At 35.4% G+C, this 21,496-nt stretch carries 15 protein-coding genes and 4 tRNA genes; 7 read left to right on the forward strand and 12 right to left on the reverse strand.

The genetic code is table 11. The features are described from left to right. The first annotated feature begins 29 nt into the window (after positions 1 to 29). The 3 genes from pflB (at position 30) to pflA (ending at position 6,316) form a co-directional block, all read left to right on the forward strand. Positions 30 to 2,312 (forward strand): formate C-acetyltransferase, encoded by a 2,283-nt coding sequence (gene pflB, locus J3U09_RS05985; protein ID WP_220225109.1) that lies wholly within the window; start codon positions 30 to 32, stop codon positions 2,310 to 2,312. Between the two features lie 1,222 nt (positions 2,313 to 3,534). Continuing rightward, on the forward strand, positions 3,535 to 5,199 hold the full coding sequence (gene ltrA, locus J3U09_RS05990) for a group II intron reverse transcriptase/maturase (protein WP_065562467.1): 1,665 nt from the start codon (positions 3,535 to 3,537) through the stop codon (positions 5,197 to 5,199). A gap of 358 nt (positions 5,200 to 5,557) precedes the next feature. Beyond that, a complete protein-coding gene (gene pflA / locus J3U09_RS05995; protein ID WP_267330064.1) occupies positions 5,558 to 6,316 on the forward strand; it encodes a pyruvate formate lyase 1-activating protein in 759 nt (252 codons plus the stop codon). Positions 6,317 to 6,369: 53 nt separating this feature from the next. Here pflA and rarD read toward each other — a convergent pair whose 3' ends face one another. Continuing rightward, positions 6,370 to 7,266 (reverse strand): EamA family transporter RarD, encoded by an 897-nt coding sequence (gene rarD / locus J3U09_RS06000; protein ID WP_267357513.1) that lies wholly within the window; start codon positions 7,264 to 7,266, stop codon positions 6,370 to 6,372. A gap of 74 nt (positions 7,267 to 7,340) precedes the next feature. After that, the gene (gene serS, locus J3U09_RS06005; RefSeq protein ID WP_267357514.1) at positions 7,341 to 8,633 is read right to left on the reverse strand and encodes a serine--tRNA ligase; all 1,293 of its coding nucleotides are present in this window, start codon (positions 8,631 to 8,633) and stop codon (positions 7,341 to 7,343) included. Between the two features lie 600 nt (positions 8,634 to 9,233). On the opposite strand from serS, the gene J3U09_RS06010 reads away from it, so the two are divergent. Continuing rightward, positions 9,234 to 9,506 carry a DUF4190 domain-containing protein gene (locus J3U09_RS06010; RefSeq protein WP_065734217.1) on the forward strand — a complete coding sequence of 91 codons (273 nt, stop codon included), beginning with the start codon at positions 9,234 to 9,236 and terminating at the stop codon, positions 9,504 to 9,506. A 503-nt stretch (positions 9,507 to 10,009) separates the two neighbouring features. Here the strand turns inward: J3U09_RS06010 and J3U09_RS06015 are convergent. The 8 genes from J3U09_RS06015 to recA all read right to left on the reverse strand — a co-directional run bounded on the left by J3U09_RS06015 (position 10,010) and on the right by recA (position 15,227). Next, positions 10,010 to 10,086 (reverse strand) — tRNA-Arg (locus J3U09_RS06015). Between the two features lie 19 nt (positions 10,087 to 10,105). After that, a tRNA-Arg gene (locus tag J3U09_RS06020) sits at positions 10,106 to 10,182 on the reverse strand. 17 nt (positions 10,183 to 10,199) lie between these two features. Then, positions 10,200 to 10,276, reverse strand: a tRNA-Arg gene (locus J3U09_RS06025). An 18-nt stretch (positions 10,277 to 10,294) separates the two neighbouring features. Next, positions 10,295 to 10,387 (reverse strand) — tRNA-Ser (locus J3U09_RS06030). Between the two features lie 123 nt (positions 10,388 to 10,510). Further along, positions 10,511 to 10,711 carry a carbon storage regulator CsrA gene (gene csrA, locus J3U09_RS06035; protein WP_065562297.1) on the reverse strand — a complete coding sequence of 67 codons (201 nt, stop codon included), beginning with the start codon at positions 10,709 to 10,711 and terminating at the stop codon, positions 10,511 to 10,513. Positions 10,712 to 10,850: 139 nt separating this feature from the next. Beyond that, complete coding sequence (alaS, locus tag J3U09_RS06040; RefSeq protein WP_220225106.1) at positions 10,851 to 13,484, reverse strand: alanine--tRNA ligase; 2,634 nt, start codon at positions 13,482 to 13,484, stop codon at positions 10,851 to 10,853. Between the two features lie 196 nt (positions 13,485 to 13,680). Continuing rightward, positions 13,681 to 14,181 (reverse strand): regulatory protein RecX, encoded by a 501-nt coding sequence (locus J3U09_RS06045; RefSeq protein WP_267357515.1) that lies wholly within the window; start codon positions 14,179 to 14,181, stop codon positions 13,681 to 13,683. After that, a complete protein-coding gene (gene recA / locus J3U09_RS06050) occupies positions 14,181 to 15,227 on the reverse strand; it encodes a recombinase RecA (RefSeq protein ID WP_065562294.1) in 1,047 nt (348 codons plus the stop codon). The genes J3U09_RS06045 and recA overlap by 1 nt, the downstream gene beginning before the upstream one ends. 419 nt (positions 15,228 to 15,646) lie before the next feature. On the opposite strand from recA, the gene J3U09_RS06055 reads away from it, so the two are divergent. The 3 genes from J3U09_RS06055 to J3U09_RS06065 are packed head-to-tail and all read left to right on the forward strand — an operon-like array spanning position 15,647 to position 19,116. Beyond that, positions 15,647 to 16,885 carry a PqiA/YebS family transporter subunit gene (locus J3U09_RS06055; protein WP_065562293.1) on the forward strand — a complete coding sequence of 413 codons (1,239 nt, stop codon included), beginning with the start codon at positions 15,647 to 15,649 and terminating at the stop codon, positions 16,883 to 16,885. 15 nt (positions 16,886 to 16,900) lie between these two features. Next, positions 16,901 to 18,538 (forward strand): intermembrane transport protein PqiB, encoded by a 1,638-nt coding sequence (pqiB, locus tag J3U09_RS06060; protein ID WP_267357516.1) that lies wholly within the window; start codon positions 16,901 to 16,903, stop codon positions 18,536 to 18,538. Continuing rightward, complete coding sequence (locus J3U09_RS06065) at positions 18,538 to 19,116, forward strand: PqiC family protein (RefSeq protein ID WP_267357517.1); 579 nt, start codon at positions 18,538 to 18,540, stop codon at positions 19,114 to 19,116. The genes pqiB and J3U09_RS06065 overlap by 1 nt, the downstream gene beginning before the upstream one ends. A gap of 58 nt (positions 19,117 to 19,174) precedes the next feature. Here the strand turns inward: J3U09_RS06065 and pabB are convergent, their stop codons facing one another. Then, complete coding sequence (gene pabB, locus J3U09_RS06070) at positions 19,175 to 20,911, reverse strand: aminodeoxychorismate synthase component I (protein WP_267357518.1); 1,737 nt, start codon at positions 20,909 to 20,911, stop codon at positions 19,175 to 19,177. Positions 20,912 to 20,913: 2 nt separating this feature from the next. Next, positions 20,914 to 21,480, reverse strand: a complete 567-nt coding sequence (locus J3U09_RS06075) for an anthranilate synthase component II (RefSeq protein WP_065734224.1) — start codon at positions 21,478 to 21,480, stop codon at positions 20,914 to 20,916. Between the last annotated feature and the right edge of the window lie 16 nt (positions 21,481 to 21,496).

The following is a 21,496-nucleotide window of genomic DNA, read 5'->3' on the forward strand; positions in this document are numbered from 1 at the left end:
ATATTTTTGTAAACCTGAGGTTAATAACTATGAGTAATTTAAACGAAGTACAAGCAGCAGCTTGGAAAGGATTTAAAGAGGGTGATTGGCAAAGTAATGTCAATGTTCGCGATTTCATTCAAAAAAATTACACACCATATGAGGGTGATGAATCTTTTTTAGCTGGCGCAACAGATGCTACAACTAAATTATGGGATAAAGTCATGGAAGGCATTAAAATTGAAAATGCTACTCATGCTCCTGTAGATTTTGATACAAGTGTAATCTCTACTATTACTGCTCATGATGCAGGTTATATCGAAAAAGATTTAGAGAAGATTGTTGGTTTACAAACTGAGAAACCATTAAAACGCGCGATTATCCCGTTTGGTGGTATCAAAATGATCGAGAACTCTTGTAAAGCTTACAACAGAACGCTTGATCCATTAGTCAAAAAAATCTTTACTGACTATCGTAAAACACATAACCAAGGTGTGTTTGACATCTATACTCCGGATATCCTTCGTTGTCGTAAATCAGGTGTTATCACTGGTCTTCCTGATGCTTATGGTCGTGGTCGTATCATTGGTGATTACCGTCGTGTTGCACTTTACGGTATCGACTTCTTAATGCAAGATAAATTTGCTCAATTCAATTCATTACAAGCTGATTTTGAAAATGGTGTTGATTTAGCAATGACTATGCAACGTCGTGAAGAAATCGCTGAACAACATCGTGCTCTTGGTCAAATCAAAGAAATGGCAGCTAAATATGGCTACGACATTTCTGGACCAGCTAAAACAGCTCAAGAAGCAGTGCAATGGACATATTTCGGTTACTTAGCTGCAGTTAAATCTCAAAATGGTGCGGCAATGTCTCTTGGTCGTACTTCTACATTCTTTGATATTTACTTCCAACGTGACCTTGAAGCAGGTTTAATTACTGAAAAAGACGCTCAAGAAATTGTTGACCATTTCGTTATGAAATTACGTATGGTTCGTTTCTTACGTACGCCTGAATATGATGAATTATTCTCTGGTGACCCAATTTGGGCAACTGAATCAATCGCAGGTATGGGTGTTGACGGACGTACTTTAGTTACTAAAACTTCATTCCGTTTCTTAAACACACTATATACAATGGGTCCATCACCTGAGCCTAACATGACTATTCTTTGGTCAGAACAGTTACCAAGTGGATTCAAAGAGTTCGCATCTAAAGTATCTATTGATACCTCATCATTACAATATGAAAATGATGATTTAATGCGTCCTGACTTCAATAACGATGACTATGCAATCGCATGTTGTGTAAGCCCGATGATCGTTGGTAAACAAATGCAATTCTTCGGTGCGCGTGCCAACCTTGCTAAAACTCTTCTATACGCAATCAATGGCGGTGTGGATGAAAAACTTAAAATGCAAGTTGGACCAAAAGAAGATCCAATCACTGACGAATACCTTGATTTTGACAAAGTATTTGCTCGTTTAGATCACTTTATGGATTGGTTAGCAAAACAATACGTAACTGCACTAAATGCAATTCACTATATGCATGACAAATACAGCTACGAAGCATCATTAATGGCACTACATGATCGTGACATTATTCGTACAATGGCATGTGGTATTGCAGGTCTATCTGTTGCTGCTGACTCATTATCAGCTATCAAATATGCAAAAGTAAAAACTATTCGTGATGAAGATGGTTTAGCAGTGGACTTTGAAATCGAAGGTGAATATCCACAATTCGGTAACAACGATCCACGTGTAGATGATATTGCAGTTGATTTAGTTGAACGTTTCATGAAGAAAATTCAAAAACTTAAAACTTATCGTAATGCGATTCCTACACAATCTGTATTAACCATTACTTCAAACGTTGTATATGGTAAGAAAACAGGTAACACTCCAGACGGTCGTCGTGCTGGTGCGCCATTTGGACCAGGTGCTAACCCAATGCACGGACGTGACCAAAAAGGTGCGGTTGCTTCATTAACATCTGTTGCTAAACTACCATTTGCTTATGCGAAAGATGGTATTTCATATACTTTCTCAATCGTTCCTAATGCATTAGGTAAAGATGATGATGTTCGTAAACGTAACTTAGCTGGTTTAATGGATGGTTACTTCCATCACGAAGCTACTATTGAAGGTGGTCAACATTTAAATGTTAACGTATTAAATCGTGAAACATTATTAGATGCGATGGAACACCCTGAAAAATATCCACAATTAACTATTCGTGTTTCTGGATATGCAGTACGTTTCAACTCACTAACTAAAGAACAACAAAAAGACGTTATTACACGTACTTTCACACAATCAATGTAAGTGCGACAAGAGCGCACTTATGCTCCTAACTATTTGATTTTAATCAAAAGTTAGGTGGGTTAATTAAAGTGAACAACTTTAATTAGCCATCCTCACAATATCCGAGTAGGGCGTTACACATGTCCGAAAGGATATTGTATAACCTGTATTCGGTAAAGAATATATCTTAGTCTGTGAGAGGCACCTCTCATATCTAAAGAACAAAATTCTTTGGACAATTCAATTAATCCTATCTGATATTCTGGAAGATACCAAGGAATTCAATAAAATTATTGAATCGCCCAAGGAAACGAAAGAATTCATCAGTATATAGTTTAAGTTAGAATTGACCTATTGTGAAGTTTATAAGTGCATAAGCTGTTATTATCATTGTTGAAGTACAATTACCTATAGATTAGGTAAAAGTGCGAGTCAACCTGTTATATGACTAACAGTAGCCTAGGGATAATGCGAAACTGGCAACGGTTTGGTGTGGAGCTTCCTGACAATGTACCCCCTTGAGGAACAGCAAGGTTAATGCGTATCGTGAGGTAACATTAAGTAATGGCAAGTAGCATGTCATGAGGGGCTAGGCTAAATAGAAAGATGAACGTAAGTGAATTGTTGATAAACGTCGTGAATTGTAAAGAGCTTAAGCTACTGATAAGCTCTAACCAAAAAGGTATATAGTGGGTTATCTCTTTTTTACATTGGGGATACGTCATCATAAACACTATCGGCGAAAAGACAACATCTTAACTATTTGTGTGATAATAATGGAACTTGGTAAGCCCGTATTTCCGCCTTAGGGCAGGTAAAGCGTAAGTGATGCTGTTGGGAGTGCAGGTAAAGGAGGTTAGAGAAAGCGAATGATTGGCTGTAATGGCTAATATAGGGTATGAAACATGACCTAATCCGAAAGGGTGCAGACTTTTAACTGGTCTTTCATCGTAAGATGTTGGCTAATCCTTTATGGTCATTTCTTCGGGAATGATTGGATGGGGAAAGGAAACAGGCAAGTGAAAACAAGCTCATTTCCCAACTCTAACAATTCACCATGTGACAGAGAAGTAGAATTTATTTGGTACACTGAATAATTCTTCCTCCCTTCACAGATGAAGAAATTATTCATACAACACCAAGTAGATTTCTGCTTATTTCTGTTATTACAGGAGTAAGTATGAAAGAGTACACTAAGTTTAACGAAAAAGTTGAAAGTGGTCCAGCTCCAGCGACTCCTGACATGAATGAGCAATGGCACAATATTGATTGGGTCAAAGTAACAAAACATGTTAAGGGATTGCAGGTACGGATTGCGAAGGCAACAATTGAAGGTGACTACCGTAAGGTTAAACGCTTACAACGGTTACTAACACGCTCAACGTACGCTAAGCAATTAGCAGTACGAAGAGTGACAGAAAACAGAGGTAAAAGAACGGCAGGGGTTGACAAAGTAACATGGTCAACACCTGAAAGTAAATGGGAAGCAATTGCAACGTTGACAAGTAAAGGATACAAACCGATGCCATTAAGGCGGGTTTATATTCCTAAGTCTGACGGAAAGAAGCGCCCTTTAGGCATTCCGACCATGAAAGATAGAGCAATGCAAGCGTTACATTTATTTGCTTTACAGCCTGTTGCAGAAACAACGGCGGATAAAAACTCGTATGGTTTTCGAATCAATCGCTCAACGGCGGATGCGATAAGCCACGTGCATAAAATATTCTCACGCAAAGGGCGTCAAATGAGACAAACGGCGCAATGGGTATTAGATGCGGATATACAGGGTTGTTTTGACCATATTAGTCATGATTGGTTAATAGCAAATATTCCAATGAATAAAAGAATATTAGCAAAATGGTTAAAATCTGGCGTAGTGGATATGGGACAGGTTAGACGGACGGAAGAGGGTACACCACAAGGGGGTATCATTTCACCAACTTTAGCAAACATGGCACTAGACGGCATTGACGAGCTATTAACTAAACACTTTGGTGTAATTGGAAATAGACAACGGCGTGCCAACAAAGTATACATGGTTCGATATGCGGATGACTTTATCATATCGGGGAATTCGAAAGTATTGCTTGAAGATGAAGTTGTTCCGGTAATGCGAGAATTTTTGAAAGAGAGGGGACTAACCCTATCGGAAAAGAAAACACGCATTGTGAACATTAAGCAAGGGTTTGATTTCTTAGGTTGGACTGTGAGGTCATTTAAAGGCAAGTTGTTGATTAAACCGAGTAAAAAGAATGTGAAATCATTCTATCGCAAGGTAAAAGAAACGATAAGCAAAATGAAGATGGTTAAGCAGGACATACTCATAGCAAAATTAAATCCGATGTTAAGGGGGTGGGCAAACTATCACCGTAACATTGTGGCTAAAGAAACGTACAGTAAAGTAGACCATTTAATCTGGCAAGCGATTTGGCGATGGTGTTGCCGAAGACACAGTAACAGGCGGAAACGATTTGTTAAGGAGAAATACTTCACAAGGATACAAAGCAGGGACTGGATATTTGGTACACATACAACGAATCGGCATGGAGAAAAGATATGGACTGAATTACTGTGTTGCAGTAAGACAGAAATTAGACGTCATATAAAGGTAAAATCGGAATATAATCCCTTTTTACCAGAATGGGAATTATACGGCGAAACACTATACCAAAAACGGATGTACGAAGATTATTCGCACAGAAGTCAATGGCAAAGGTTGTATAAGGAACAAAAAGGACGGTGTGGACTATGTCATCTCCCTATCACAAAAGAGACGGGATGGCATGACCACCATATCATATACCGCATACAGGGCGGAGATAATAAACTGAAAAACAGAATATTATTACATCCAGTATGTCACATTAAAGTTCATGCACTGAAGTTAGAAGTATTGAAACCGACTTAGCAATAAGTTAATAGAAAGGCTTGAGCTGTATGCGGAGAAATTCGCTCGTACAGTTCTTAGGGGGCGGCGGCATAGAAATATGCCGCTGCTACCCGACTTTAGTTAACTGATACTAACTTAAAATGGCGCCTACTTGAGGCGCTATTTTTTTATCAGAATAAGATTAAGATTTATTGATTCCATATCAATATTATTAAAAAGAATGTTTTTCAACTGTTATTCTCATCATTAATTTAATAAGCGATTATCCAATTAATACAATTGGTGTAAGAAAGTATCATATGAGTTAAAATATCTTAAACAATAAAAAAGTAATATGAGCAAGCACTAGAGAATTTTTATGGAACAAAATATTATTATGACAACAAAGCAACCAATCAAAGGTCGCATCCACTCTTATGAGTCGTTTGGTACCGTAGATGGGCCAGGTATACGTTTCATTGTTTTTTTTCAGGGTTGCTTGATGCGTTGCTTGTACTGCCACAACCGAGATACTTGGGATTTAAAAGCAGGCCGTGAAGTCACTGTTGATGAATTGATGAAAGAGATCGTTACTTACAAAAGTTTTATTATGCCTAATGGCGGGGGCGTAACCGCTTCTGGCGGTGAAGCGACACTACAATCTGAGTTTATTACTGAATGGTTCAAAGCTTGTCATCAAGAAGGTATTCACACATGCTTAGATACCAACGGTTATGCAAGACAGTTAGATCACACAGTTGAAGCACTTATGGAAGTGACAGACTTAGTCATGTTAGATCTCAAACAAATCAATGATGAAATACATCAAAAACTAGTTGGCGTACCTAATAAGCGTGTGCTCGAGTTTGCTAAATATCTACAAAAAATTAATAAGCGAACCTGGATACGATATGTGGTTGTACCGGGGTGGACTGATGATGATAATTCCGCACATCTTTTAGGGCAATTTATTCAAGGTATGGAGAATATTGAGCGAGTAGAGTTATTACCCTATCATAAAATGGGCGCTTACAAATGGGATACGTTCGGAGATAAATATCAGTTAGAAGGGGTAGAGGCGCCACCGCGAGAAACCTTAGACAGAATACAACAGATCATAGAAAGTTATGGTCAATCGGTTACATTTAGTAAATAACATGATAATAAAAAAGGTACCAGCTATGGTACCTTTTTCGTTGCTATCCTTTTTTATCTAATTCTTTTACGCTTTATTGCTCGCAAAACAAAAATCGTTCCCTCCAGCGCAAGTACGCATACTGACAACCAAATAAAGCTGTAAGAGACAATATGTTGTGCCGAGATCGATTCATGCAAAAATAGAACTGATACAAGCGTTAATAAAACGGGTTCAACATATCCAAGCAAACCAAATAATCCCAAAGGTAATAGTCGTCTAGCTAAGAAGTACATAGCAAAGGCGATAGCAGTAATGATCCCCAGCATTGGGATAAAAATGTGAAAGTGCGTAATATCACTCACAATCTGGCTAAATGGGTAATTAAAGGCGAAATAAATCACGCAACCAATAAATATAAAAAAGAAGTCGGAAAAGGTGCCACAAATCCCCTCTATTTGCAATTTACGACGTGTAATAAAGTAAATGGGGTAACCCAATGCAACCACTGCTGTTTCCCACGAAAATGCGCCTGTGGTATAGATTTCAACGGCTACGCCGATAGTAGCAAGGCAAACGGCAATCTTTTGCAAAAAGCTGAGTTTTTCCTTGTAAAAAATCTGACCTGAAATCACCATGGTTAATGGTAATAAGAAATAACCTAAAGAAGCAGATAAGCCATGCCCATTAAGCGGTGCCCAAATGAAAATTAACATCTGAATAGTTAACAATAGGGAGGAAAAGATCAATCCGACTAAAATCATCGGTTGCTCTCTAATACGCTTAAATAAATCCCTAATTGCGGACCACTGGTGTTCTATAAAGACTAACACCACTATGGCTGGAAACGAGGTTAATAAACGCCAGCAAAAGATGTCAATCACAGGAAGAGGCTGTAGTAAAACCGGATAGTAGTAAAGTAAGCCAAAAAGGCATGATGCGAGTATTGAAAGAACAACACCTTTAATCATTTTTCCACCTTTAATAAAAAAATAGCGCTAATTAATAGCGCTAAAAATGAAGTAAGCAAACTTTTAGTACATGGTTAACCGATTACTTCAACACCATTCATATATGGCACTAAAACAGAAGGCACTTTAATGCTTCCGTCTGCCTGTTGGTAGTTTTCCATAATTGCCACTAATGTGCGTCCAACAGCTAATCCTGAGCCATTTAAGGTATGGACTAAATAAGTTTTGTTATCCGCTTTATTACGATATCGAGCTTGCATTCGGCGAGCTTGGAAATCCCACATATTAGAACAAGACGAGATTTCTCGATAAGTGTTTTGAGCCGGTACCCAAACTTCAAGATCGTAAGTTTTGCATGAACCAAAGCCCATATCGCCGGTACACAATACGATTTTACGGTATGGCAATTCAAGTAGCTGTAAAACCTTTTCCGCATGTGCTGTCAGCTCTTCTAAAGCTTTCATTGATTCTTCCGGTTTAACAATTTGCACAAGCTCGACTTTATCAAACTGATGCATACGAATTAAGCCACGGGTATCTTTTCCATAAGAGCCTGCTTCAGAACGGAAACAAGGTGTATGAGCAGTCATTTTCATCGGAAGCTGGCTTTCATCAAGTATCTCATCACGCACTAAGTTAGTTACCGGCACTTCTGCTGTTGGAATTAATGCATAGTTACTGCTTTCAGCTTCTTCATCGAGAGGTTTAGTATGGAAAAGATCACCTGCAAATTTAGGTAATTGACCTGTGCCAAATAAGGTAGCATGATTAACAAGATATGGAACATAAATTTCAGCATAGCCATGTTGTTCAGTATGCAGATCTAACATAAATTGAGTAATCGCTCGATGTAAACGGGCTAATTGTGATTTCATCACCACAAAACGTGCACCAGTAAGTTTTACCCCAGCAGCAAAATCAAGGCCACCAAAACGTTCACCTAAAGCGACATGGTCTTGGATTGGAAAATCAAAAGTCCTTGGTGTACCAAAACGAGATACCTCAACATTATCGCTTTCATCTTTACCATCGGGTACAGAGTCATCAGGAATATTTGGAATGTTGGATGCAATATCTTTAATTTGGTTTAAAAGGAGATCAAGCTCTGCTTTAGCGCTGTTAAGCTTTTCGCCTAATTGGTTTACTTCTTCTCGTACAACTGAAATATCTTCACCACGTGCTTTAGCTTCCCCAATAGCTTTAGAGCGGGCATTACGCTGTGCTTGTAAATTTTCAGTTTCAACTTGTAATATTTTGCGCTTTTCTTCTAATTGTCGAATGGTTTCAACATCTAATTTAAAACCACGACGTGCTAATTTGCTAGCAACAAGATCTAATTCGTTTCGAAGTAAATTTGGGTCCAACATAAAAAAGTCCATTATCGTTTATTAATGTTATCTATTTAATTTTCTGTTTGCGTTAACAAAAAATATGATGAATAACACATATGAAATTTGTGAGCTTAGTATACTAGAATTATATCGGGTTTCAACCGAAGTGGTAAACCCGAAGAAATCTAACTGATAGCCATAAATCAAAGTAGTTCAATAGGATAAAAAATAATCATTTTTTATATATGCTGATTTTATACATATATAAATTTTATCTATTATTTTATTTGCTAATACTGTTGAATATTTTAACTTAACTATTATTCATAAAAGGAAAAACAAATACAAGTTATTAACAATCATTTTTTAGTAAATTTTATAATACCAATGCTGTATTTTGAGTTGAAGTCTATTTTTCTGTATTTCATAGTTGTAAATCAACGTACAAACCATTTATTTAAGATTATATGTTTATTTTTGCTGATATAAATCTTATTAAGATATTTAATGGAATAAATTATTATGATTTGCCATTGGTAAAGTGGAATCTGTCTTAGATTGATCTGCTAAACCGATAATATTATACTTAATCACAATTTGTTTAACTTTTCGAAATCTTTACGGAGCAAAAAATAAGTGGATCAACAGCAATATAAAGTAATAAGTGGTTTAGCTATAGCAGGGATGGTTTGCGGAATTATATCACTAATCCCAATAGGCCTTATAAGCATTGTATTAGCTATTGTAGCTATAGTATTAAGTGCAGTTGCTAAAAGTGATATAAAAACTAATAACAAAAGTGGTTCTGGTTTTGCAACAGCAGGAATCGTTTGTGGAATCATTACCCTTGTATTATGGTTTTTATTCTTTTTCGTAATTGGCAGTATATTATTATCAGCTAACCATTAATCTCATAAATAAAGAATAATGTTATGGTGAATTAAAAGCTGTCAGCTTATTATGAATAAAAGATTGTGTTCTAATAAATACCCAATTGTTTCTGCAATAAACGCATTGCATTTCATATCAAACATTCAATATAGGCTTCTTAATATTTAATTCTTTAATTTCATCATTGAAAGTATAAACAAAGCTTTTAAGTAATTATTTTTCGGTTGTCCTTGATGTTCTTTTTATAACTTTATTTTTCTAAGTCGATGTACTTTAATTTTATTATTGCCAATTTAAAATTTAAGCTCGTACGAAGCTTTTTAAGAGCGGGTAGGGTAATATTTAAGGGAAAACAGAAAAAGCTTTGTATAGTGATTTATAGCATTCAACGTTTTTAAAATAGTTTGTAGTCCTAATAAGCTAAAAGTAAATAACATTGTTAATGAGTATAACCTTTTATGATATTCAATATAACGTTTAATTGGCATTATAAATCGAAGAAGGTTTTTAGGATGCTTAAATGGCGCACCCGAAGGGATTCGAACCCCTGACCGCTCGGTTCGAAGCCGAGTGCTCTATCCAGCTGAGCTACGGATGCTTGTAAGTTCGTAAAAAAATGGTGCATCCGAAGGGATTCGAACCCCTGACCGCCCGGTTCGTAGCCGGGTACTCTATCCAGCTGAGCTACGGATGCGTATTAGGTTTTTAAAATGGTGCATCCGAAGGGATTCGAACCCCTGACCGCCCGGTTCGTAGCCGGGTACTCTATCCAGCTGAGCTACGGATGCATATTTTAATTTTTAAAATGGCGGTGAGAGAGGGATTCGAACCCTCGATGCAGCTTTTGACCGCATACTCCCTTAGCAGGGGAGCGCCTTCAGCCTCTCGGCCATCTCACCAAAACATTATGACTCTGCTTGAACAACAAAATCATAATGTGTGGCGCACATATTACGTTCTACAAAAAATAAGTCAAACATTTTTTTGCGAACACGTGCTGGTTGTTTATTTAGTGCCCAATATTACTCTTTGGGTTGAACTAATTCATCAACTTTGTCTTGTGATTGATGAATACGGTTGTAAATTTCTTCTCTATGAATAGAAACTTCTTTAGGTGCGTTAATACCGACTCTGACCTGATTGCCTTTCACGCCCAAGACGGTAATAACAACATCGTCACCAATGATAAGTGTTTCACCTACTCTCCTAGTTAAAATTAACATTAGATCTCCTAATATCAGTTAAGTATATATCCAAACAATTTTAAGATATAGCTTCGTCAGCCTACTATCGATAAGATAGAAAGACGTAATTTTACAGAAATACACTAATGTCTAATTAACAACACTGGAGTACTTCCGGCTAACTTGCTTGTAATTTATTACTGATTTCCTTTTTTACAGAAGATAACGCTTCTGGTAACGCCGAAAGATCCATTCCACCTGCTTGAGCGAAATCAGGCCGCCCACCGCCTTTACCACCTACTTTTAATGCTAATTGAGAAACTAATTCGCCAGCTTTAACAATGTTTAATAAATCATTGGTTACACCAGCAGCTAAATTGATTTTGCCATCATTGACAGCGGCTAAAATAATTACACCAGTTTTTAATTGATTTTTAAGATCATCAATCATGGTACGTAACATTTTTGCCTCGACGTTATCAACCTTAGCAATTAGTAAGTTTTTATTATTGATTTCCACACATTGATTAAGCAATTGCCCACTTTGTTGGCTAGCTTGTTGGGCTTTTAACTGCTCTATTGCTTTTTCAAGTGTTTTGGTTTGATCGAGCAGTTGCTCGATTCGTGATAAAACAGCAGATTTATCACTTTTAACCAATTGTCCAATTTGATTTAGCAAATTGGATTCATGGTGTATATATTCCATCGCATTTTGACCTGAAGTAGCTTCAATACGACGTACTCCTGATGCAATACTTGACTCAGAAATAATTTTAAATAGTCCTATATCTCCAGTTCTATCAACATGTGTTCCACCGCAAAGCTCAATGGAGAAATCTCCCATAGTTAATACTCTTACAATATCTTCGTATTTTTCACCAAATAGCGCCATAGCACCTTTATTTTTAGCCTGATCAATAGGCATGAGTTCTATGTCTACTGGTAAATTACGTCGAATTTGTTGATTAACTAAATTTTCAATTTCTTCAATTTGTTCTGATGTAATCGGTTGATTATGTGAAAAATCAAACCGAAGATAGCTATCGTTAACTAATGATCCTTTTTGATGTACATGACTTCCTAAAATACGTTGTAACGCGGCTTGTAATAAATGTGTTGCAGAATGATTACGACGAATGCGTTCACGTATCTCTACATCGATTGCAGCTGTTACTATATCACCAACTTTCAATGATCCTTTGGTGACCTTACCTATATGACCAATGCTTTTACCATATTTCTGGCTGTCTGAAACGTTAAATACTAAATCGGCAGCGGTTAATACACCTTTATCGCCAACTTGACCACCAGATTCACCATAAAATGGTGTTTTATCTAATATGACAACAGCTTGATCACCGGCATTTATTGTTTCAACTTTGTTTCCATTTTGGAAGATTGCAATCACTTTTCCTGAAGCTTCGCTAGACTGATAACCTAAAAACTCTGTCTTATCATCAAGCTTAATCATATTGCTATAATCAACGCTGAATGAACTAGATTCACGAGCTCGTTTACGTTGTTCTTCCATGCATTGATTAAAGCCATTTTCATCAATAGTGATATTCTTCTCGCGACAAACGTCAGCGGTTAAATCTAATGGAAAACCATAAGTATCATAGAGTTTAAAAGCAATATCGCCAGGTAATACATTGTTAGTAATCTTACCTAACTCTTGGTCAAGTAAGAATAAACCCCGTTCTAATGTTTTTAAGAACTGCTCTTCTTCAGTTTTAAGTGTATTTTCAACTATCTTTTGATTATTTGCTAATTCATTAGCAGCACTTCCCATTACGTCAATTAATGGTTTAACTAGCTTATAGAAGAAAATATCTTTAGCACCTAACATATGTCCATGGCGTACTGCTCGGCGAATAATTCGACGTAATACATAACCACGCCCTTCATTTGAAGGTAGGACTCCATCAGAAACTAAAAAGGCGCAAGAACGTATATGATCTGCAATTACTCTTAATGATTTACTTTCTAAATCTTTAACTTGAATGATTTCAGCTGCAGCTTTTATTAATGTTTTAAACAGATCAATATCATAATTTGAATTGACATGTTGTAACACAGCTGCTATTCGTTCAAGCCCCATACCAGTATCAACTGATGGTTTAGGCAAAGGTTCCATAGTACCATCAGCGAGACGGTTAAATTGCATAAAGACGAGATTCCAAATTTCAATAAATCTGTCACCATCTTCTTCAGCACTTCCAGGTGGTCCACCCCATATATGATCACCATGATCATAAAAAATTTCTGTACAAGGTCCACAAGGTCCTGTATCACCCATTTGCCAAAAGTTATCGGATGCATATGGTGCACCTTTATTATCGCCTATGCGGATGATACGCTCTTTAGGAATACCGATTTCATTTTCCCAAATAGCAAATGCTTCATCATCAGTTGCATAAACAGTAACCGTCAATCTGTCTTTTGGTAGATTAAACCATTTTTCACTGGTTAGTAGTTCCCAAGCAAAATGAATCGCATCACGTTTAAAATAATCGCCAAAACTGAAATTCCCAAGCATTTCAAAAAAAGTATGATGCCTAGCAGTATAACCTACGTTGTCAAGGTCATTATGTTTTCCGCCTGCTCGCACACAACGTTGAGATGTTGTTGCTCTGGTATAAGGTCTTTTATCAATACCAAGAAAAACATCTTTAAACTGATTCATTCCCGCATTTGTAAATAAAAGTGTTGGGTCATTGTGTGGAACAAGGGAACTACTTGCAACGATTTCGTGTCCTTTGCTATGGAAAAAGTCAAGAAAACTTTGACGAATTTCTGCAGTGCTTTTCATTTATGCTTCCATATTAAACGATAAATTTTTAGACATAGTAATATACCCGTTACAACTTAAGTTGAAAAGTAAATATTCTTAGTACAACGATTGATCTAGTTACTATTAATAAGTAATAAGGAATAAAATTAAAAGATCTTGAGAGCTTTTTACGTAATGGGTATTATCTAAGTAATATTGTAGGGACTATAATAATTTAAGTCAACAAACTATACGCAGTTTTTATATCAAGTTGTGTAAATCCTCGAGCTTTTAAAAATTGTATTACTTTTTGTTTTTGTTGATTATTCTGGGGGTCGATAAGTTTGAACTTTTTTAATAATTGATGATGTGCAATTTTTGACCAATCAATATCAGCTAAAAGTAATAACTCTCTACTAAGATCTGATGACAAACCTCGCTGTTTTAATTCCAAGCTTATTTTATATTTTCCATAACCTTTATGAGCACGCATAAAGATATACTTTTCAATATACTGCTTATCATCCATCCAATGTTGATTAGTACAGTGTGCAATTACATGTCCTATTTCTGTTTTTAACTTATTTAGTTGTTCTGGATAATCATCTTTTGAGCAAGTAATTTTTTTGCTAAAAAATAATGTTAATTTTCGGCTAAGTTCGCATGATGAGTGATCACGCTGTGCAAGTAATTGCACAGCTTTATTTAAGATTAATTTATTGAGTTTTTTTTCCATTACTCAAAGCTTTCATCATCTGCCGAAACGTCTTCATCATCAGCAGAGAAAACAGCAGGACTGTTTAACAATAAATCGCGTAATTTAGTTTCAAGTTCTTTGGCAATTTCAGGATGTTCTTGTAAAAACTTAATTGAATTTGCTTTACCTTGACCTACTTTCTCACCGTTGTAGCTATACCAAGCTCCAGCCTTATCGACTAATTTATGTTTAACACCTAAATCAATCAATTCACCTTCTTTAGAGATACCACATCCATAAAGGATTTGGAATTCAGCTTGTCTAAACGGCGCAGCTACTTTATTTTTAACTACTTTTACACGCGTATCACTACCAATAACATCTTCGCCTTCTTTTACCGCACCAGTACGACGAATATCTAAACGAACAGATGCATAGAATTTTAAGGCATTACCACCGGTAGTGGTTTCTGGATTTCCAAACATTACACCAATTTTCATACGAATTTGGTTAATGAAAACGACAAGACAATTTGCATTTTTGATATTAGCGGTTAATTTACGTAATGCTTGAGACATTAAGCGTGCTTGTAACCCCATGTGAGAATCGCCCATTTCACCTTCAATTTCTGCTTTTGGTGTTAATGCTGCAACCGAGTCCACAATAATCACATCAACTGCACCAGAACGAACTAATGCATCACAAATTTCAAGAGCTTGCTCTCCTGTATCAGGTTGAGAAACTAATAAATCATCGACTTGAACACCTAACTTAGCTGCATAGATAGGATCTAAAGCATGTTCAGCATCGATAAATGCACAGGTTTTACCTTCTTTTTGTGCTTGAGCAATAACAGATAATGTTAATGTTGTTTTCCCTGATGACTCCGGCCCAAAAATTTCAACAATTCTTCCCATTGGCAAGCCGCCGATACCTAATGCAATATCTAACCCTAAAGAACCTGTTGAAACCGCATCTACGTCTAGTGTCTGAGTATCACCTAAACGCATTATTGAACCTTTACCAAATTGTTTCTCGATTTGGCTTAATGCTGCAGAAAGTGCACGTTGTTTGTTTTCATTCATATAATAAAATTCCAATAAGTAAGGATATTGGGGTACATTATACTGTATTGTTATACAGTATCAAGTTTTTTTTATAAACATTCATAAATTAGTTAACTCTGTGAAATTGGTCACAAAATTTATTAATTTTTTGCAGAATTTGTTTATGATCTAGTGCTGAAAAAGATATTGAATTATTTAAAAAGGCGACTAAAAAATAGAGCTTTTAAAAAATGAGAATAATCAAATTAAGGTAATTTAATTAGGTAATACTTTCATAAAAAAAGACCATTTGGTATGATGATAGAAATAAATTTTAGTCGTTATTGATGTATTAAATTAATTGCCTCAACATATTATAATCATTGAAGATTTTTATACCTAAATGTTATGCTAATCAAAAACATCTTTATAGCTTAAAACATAAATAAAGGAAAATAATGACCACTGATAGTCAAGACTATGTATTGTGTTCTCATTGTGATTTGGTCATCGAATTAGCTGATGTTGCAGTTGGCCACAAAGCTGTTTGTCCACGATGTAATACAATATTATTTAAAAACAATGTCAATATGAAGTTTAGAGCGGCAATGTATGCAATTTGCTCTCTAATTATGCTCATTGTTGCTTGTGGTTTTGTTTTTATTGATATCAATTTAGTTGGTAATGTCAATGGCGTAAGTGTGCTAGACATTCCAAGAATACTTTTTATTGATAAATATAGTTATATTTCAGCATTATTTATTTTTTTCGTATTAGTCTTTCCATTACTCAATTTATCTATTATTGCCTTACTTTGTTCAAATATTAATTTAACCAAATATCGGAAAAGAGATTTACTTATTGTTTATGAAAAATTCCAACATTGGTGTATGCCTGAAATATTTTTAACAGGCATATTAGTTAGTTTCGTTAAATTAATGAGTTATGGCAATATTGGTGTCACTAGCACATTTTGGGCATTTTGTTTATTCGTATTCTTTTATATTAAAGCTTTAGTTATCTTCACTCCGGGTAAAATCTGGAATGAAATTCATCGAAGTAATTTTTCAATAAAAGCACTAGAAGTTGGTGAGACGGGAATTTCTCAAAATATAAAATTGTGTCAATGTTGCCATGCAATCGTCCCTGTTGAGTATGCCAAATGCCCAAGATGTAAACAAAAAAGCCAAGTAAGAGGGCGAGATAAAATACAATGGACAATTGCATTATTGGTAACTTCATTAATAATTTATATTCCCGCTAATTTATTCGGAATTATGATCACAGTTGTATTTGGCTCAGCGTCGACCTCAACTATTATGGATGGTGTTATCTATATGTGGCAGTCAGGGGATGTACCAGTGGCATTAGTTATCTTTTCCGCAAGTGTGGTTATTCCAATTTTAAAGATTATTTCACTCAGCTGGTTATGTTATTTTGCTTTAGCCGTGAAAGATAAAAATAAACATAATTGCTTAAAAATGAAGAAATTATATAATGCGGTAGAATTTATTGGTAAATGGTCAATGATAGATATCTTTGTTGTTTCTGTAGTTTGTTCTTTAGTTAGAAACCAACAAATGATGGGAGTTTATCCTGATATTGGTGTTACTTTTTTCGCAACCGTCGTCATCATTACTATGATTGCATCCCAAAAATTTGATCCACGCTTACTTTGGGATCGAAATCGAAAATAGAATAATAGGAATAATATGGCAACCTCAAGAAAAATAGCAAAAATAATTAAAATCCGAGCAATTTCTGCAATATGGATTATTCCCATAGTAACCGCCGTTGTTGGATTATGGATTATCTATGCCCACTTTGCTGATAGAGGCACATCTTTTACCTTATTAGCCAATGATGCAAATGGCATTATTGCAGGTAAGACAGTAATCAAAAATCGTAGTGTTGACGTTGGTATAGTTGATGAAGTGACATTATCTGATGACTACAAGAAAGTCGTCATAAAAGGTCGAATTTATAATGATATGGAACCATTGTTAAAAAATGACTCAATTTTTTGGGTAGTTAAACCTGAAATTGGCCGTGATGGTGTGACAGGACTTGGCACTATTTTATCTGGTGTATATATTGAACTGGTCTCAGGCAACGATACGCATAGTTTCAAAAATAACCCATTTATTCTATCTGATACACCACCGTTATCTGATCCAAGTATAAAAGGAATTCGCTTAAATTTAGAAAGTGACCAAAGTGGTGTAGTACCTCGTGGTGCAAAAGTGATGTTCCGTGGTTATCAAGTCGGTAATGTTGAAACGTCCTTATTTGATGTCGATGCTCGTAAAATGAAATATCAAGTTTTTATAACCAAACCCTATGATGCATTAGTTACCGAAAATGTACGCTTTTGGAAAGAGGGTGGTATCAATTTATCTTTATCATCACGTGGAGCAAGTCTTGAAGTTCCTTCGTTAGATGTTCTAATGTCTGGTGGAATCAGCTTTGATTTACCAGATGGCGCAAAACTAGGTGAACCGGCGAAGCAACATGATGTCTATAAATTATATGAAGATAGAAAATCGATTCAAGATTCACAGTACACTGAATATAAAGAATTTCTAATTATGATTACTGATTCCATATCGGGATTAACCGAAGGTGCGCCAGTGGAATATCATGGTATAAGATTGGGTACAGTGAGTAAAGTACCGTTTTATACCACAGAAATGTTAAAAGAAAGATCAATTCTCAACCAAAAAGTACCAGTATTAATCAGAATAGAGCCTGATCGTCTATCAGAATTAGTTGATGATAAGATCGATATAGCAGCTTTGATAAAAGATGAACAAAAAAATGGACTAAGAGCATCATTAAAAACGTCCAATATGTTTACTGGTGCGCTTTATATTGATCTAGATTTTTATCCTGATTTAAAAAATAAATACAATATAAAATTAGCTAACCAATATGGTTACGATACTATCGAAACAACATCAACAGGATTTGCTCAAATTCAAGCAAAAATATTGCAATTACTCGACAACTTTAACAGTTTACCGTTGAATAACACGATGACACAATTTAATAAATCATTAGAATCAAGTGAAAAACTAATGAATTCATTAAATCAAATTATGGCGAGTAAAGAGATGCAAGCTATGCCTAAGGATTTACAAAAGGCAATTCGTTCATTACACGAGACCATGAAAGGGTTGCAACCGGGATCTGAACTTAACACGCAAATGATCGAAAGTTTACAGAAAATTCAACTAATGATGGACGAGCTGACCCCTTTACTTAATACATTAAATAATAAAAGTAATGCATTGATTTTCTCAGCGCCAAATAAAAAAGACCAAGAACCCAAAGCCAGAGGTAAGAAATAATGGTTAAATTAATTCGAACGCTAAAAGTTACGATATTGGTGACATTATTAGGAACTATAATTGGTTGTTCATCAAATGCACCGAGTAAAAGTTATTTTCAATTAACTAGTAATTTGACTGGCTCAAGAATGACACAAACTACAGATCATTTTATTTGGATTGAGTCCATTGAGGTAGCTAGTTTCTTAAACAAACCCGGTATTGTTCTGCAAACACAGGACATAAAATATGTCACAGCAACTAATCATTTATGGGCATCAACGCTGTCTCAACAACTTGCCGATCGATTATCACAAGACTTAACTCAAATTTTACCTAATTATTTGGTGTCAACTAAATCAATTACCACACCATCTCTTACAGTTAAACTTTTTATTGATGGTTTCCATGGCGGTTATAATGGCGATGCAATCATAAAAGGACGCTGGGTAGTGACAGATAAGAAAGGTAAAATCGTTACTAAAGCTATTGAACGTCATGTTCCACTTGCAACAAATGGTTATGATGCTTTGGTAAAAGCCTTATCCGAAGGCTGGCAAAATGAAGAATTAGACTTTGCAAATTCAATTAAACATTAATACTTACTAAACATTCCGTCAATATGATGACGGAATGTTCTCTGCTCTTAATTTCAGATCATGAAAACTGTGCTTTTAATTTATCTAATATCTGGTCTTTAATTTCAACCCATCCTCGCACACTATTAATAAATGCTATTTTCTCGGCTTGCAAAATATCTTGTTTGACAATCTTTTGCTCGGTTAATTGATGATTATCCAAATAATACTGTCGCATAGTACCAGCAAGTAAACCCGAAGTAATAGTTGGTGTTACCCACTTTTCATTAATCAACAACGCAATATTACCATTAACAAACTCAGTGATTTCATCATATTGATTATAATTGATATATTCTTGCCCAACTGCTAATTCGTGAAAGTGTTGTCGATTAGTCGTTTTATGATAGAGAAAAGTGTTTTCCTTATCGACACATTTGGGTGCAAAATCAAGCTTATCAATTACCATTGAATGAGTAAGTTTATCGAGACTTATTTTTGCTTGGCCATATTTAGGTTGCAGAAGCCTAATTTTATATCTTCCTGATGAATGAGTTTTTGCTAAATTAGTTAATGTCTGTTTAATTGTTTGAATATCACATTCAAAATCAAAATAACTCGTTGAATTTATCAACCTATCTAAGTGCATATCAAACAAAACCAACTCGCCATCTTTAAGCAATAATGTTTCAATAATATATTCAGGAATAGTCAGCGTTCGATTTAAGATAGCTGTTTTAGCTAAAATCTCATGATATTCATCATCAGCAGTTGAATCCCATGTAATGCCACCACCAACACCATAATTCAACTGTTGATTATGTATGGTTAAAGTTCGTATTGGAATATTAAATACTGCCTTTTTCATTAAAGGTTCTACATAACCAATTGTGCCACAGTAAACCCCACGGGCCGAGTTTTCAATATCACTAATGATTTGCATGGTACTTGATTTGGGCGCACCAGTAATTGAACCACACGGGAACAGCGCTTGAAATAGCTGATACAAACTTATATTTTCTTTTACGGTTGCTTGAATAGTTGAAGTGAGTTGCCAGACAGTCGGATACTTTTCTGCTGTAAATAAATGTGGAACGGTTACTGAACCTGGCACTGATATTTTGCTTAAATCATTACGAAGTAAATCAACAATCATCATATTTTCAGCAAGATTTTTTTCTGACTTCAACAAGGCCACTTGTTGTTTATCTTGGTCAGAATTTAAACCTCGTGCTGCTGTTCCTTTCATCGGTTTAGTTGTAATGGTTCTATTTTCTAATTTAAAAAATAGCTCAGGGGAGATAGATAAAATATGATAATTTTCAAATTCAATATAGGCACAATAATTTGCCTGATTATTTTTTTGTAGAAAATGATAATAATCTAAAGGATCACCATTGAATGGAGCGTTAAATTGAATGGTATAGTTAGTTTGATAAGTATTGCCTAATTCAATTTGTGATCGAATATAACTAATTTTCTGCTGATATTCGTCAATATTTGTGTCACAAGACAATTCAAAATACTCGGGTGAAGCACACTCAGTATGAACTATTGTTGTATAGCTCTCAAAAATACCAAAAAAAAGTAAAGGTAAATCCTGGTCTGACTTTGTGACTATTTTGGTCTTATTTGACTCATTAAAACCCATAGCGCTTTCATAAGCAAGATAACCGCAGGCAAAATAACCTTGTTGTATAAACTCTTCTATCTCATCAATATGTTTTTTTATTGAGTGATAATCAGATGACTTTATAATCTTTATTGGATCACAAAAATATTTACGTTGCCCCTCAAAATCGATATAAATTTTCATGCTTATTGCTCACTAACAAAATTGCTTATCATTTTTAAACCAAATTCAGTCTTGATCGCTTCAGGGTGGAATTGTACTGATTCGATAGGTAATGTTTTATGACGTAACCCCATAATCAACCCTTGTTTATTAGTAGCAGTGATTGTTAAAGGTGACTCATTTGACGAATTTTGTACAATTAACGAATGATATCTTACAACAGACAGAGGATTTTTAATTCCAGAAAATAATCCCTTTTCATCATGAATGATCTCATCAATTTTTCCATGCATGGGTACAGGTGCTTTAATAATCGAGAATCCAAAATATTGAGCAATCGCTTGATGGCCTAAACAGATACCAAGTATTGGACATTTATTCTCAAAAGCCTGAATTGCTGACAACGATATCCCAGCATTATCTGGCGTACCTGGCCCTGGGGAAATTACCATTTTAGAAAACGACAATCGTTTTAATTCATCAATAGATTTTTCATCATTTTTAATGACCATAACCTTCGCGCCAGCACGGCACAGGTAATCATATATATTAAATGTAAATGAATCGTAGTTATCAATCAGAAGAATCAAAATTATATCCAATACT

The organism is Gilliamella sp. B2889 (assembly GCF_026536885.1).
Taxonomy (GTDB): Bacteria; Pseudomonadota; Gammaproteobacteria; order Enterobacterales; family Orbaceae; genus Gilliamella; species Gilliamella apicola_E.

What these genes read in the sequence shown, in the direction of transcription:
- J3U09_RS06055 (WP_065562293.1), top strand. Translation starts at nt 15,647, where the DNA reads ATGACCACTGATAGTCAAGACTATGTATTGTGTTCTCATTGTGATTTG.
- pabB (WP_267357518.1), bottom strand. Translation starts at nt 20,911, where the DNA reads ATGAAAATTTATATCGATTTTGAGGGGCAACGTAAATATTTTTGTGAT.
- ltrA (WP_065562467.1), top strand. Translation starts at nt 3,535, where the DNA reads ATGAATGAGCAATGGCACAATATTGATTGGGTCAAAGTAACAAAACAT.
- alaS (WP_220225106.1), bottom strand. Translation starts at nt 13,484, where the DNA reads ATGAAAAGCACTGCAGAAATTCGTCAAAGTTTTCTTGACTTTTTCCAT.
- serS (WP_267357514.1), bottom strand. Translation starts at nt 8,633, where the DNA reads ATGTTGGACCCAAATTTACTTCGAAACGAATTAGATCTTGTTGCTAGC.
- recA (WP_065562294.1), bottom strand. Translation starts at nt 15,227, where the DNA reads ATGAATGAAAACAAACAACGTGCACTTTCTGCAGCATTAAGCCAAATC.
- pflB (WP_220225109.1), top strand. Translation starts at nt 30, where the DNA reads ATGAGTAATTTAAACGAAGTACAAGCAGCAGCTTGGAAAGGATTTAAA.
- J3U09_RS06065 (WP_267357517.1), top strand. Translation starts at nt 18,538, where the DNA reads ATGGTTAAATTAATTCGAACGCTAAAAGTTACGATATTGGTGACATTA.
- csrA (WP_065562297.1), bottom strand. Translation starts at nt 10,711, where the DNA reads ATGTTAATTTTAACTAGGAGAGTAGGTGAAACACTTATCATTGGTGAC.
- pflA (WP_267330064.1), top strand. Translation starts at nt 5,558, where the DNA reads ATGACAACAAAGCAACCAATCAAAGGTCGCATCCACTCTTATGAGTCG.
- rarD (WP_267357513.1), bottom strand. Translation starts at nt 7,266, where the DNA reads ATGATTAAAGGTGTTGTTCTTTCAATACTCGCATCATGCCTTTTTGGC.
- pqiB (WP_267357516.1), top strand. Translation starts at nt 16,901, where the DNA reads ATGGCAACCTCAAGAAAAATAGCAAAAATAATTAAAATCCGAGCAATT.
- J3U09_RS06045 (WP_267357515.1), bottom strand. Translation starts at nt 14,181, where the DNA reads ATGGAAAAAAAACTCAATAAATTAATCTTAAATAAAGCTGTGCAATTA.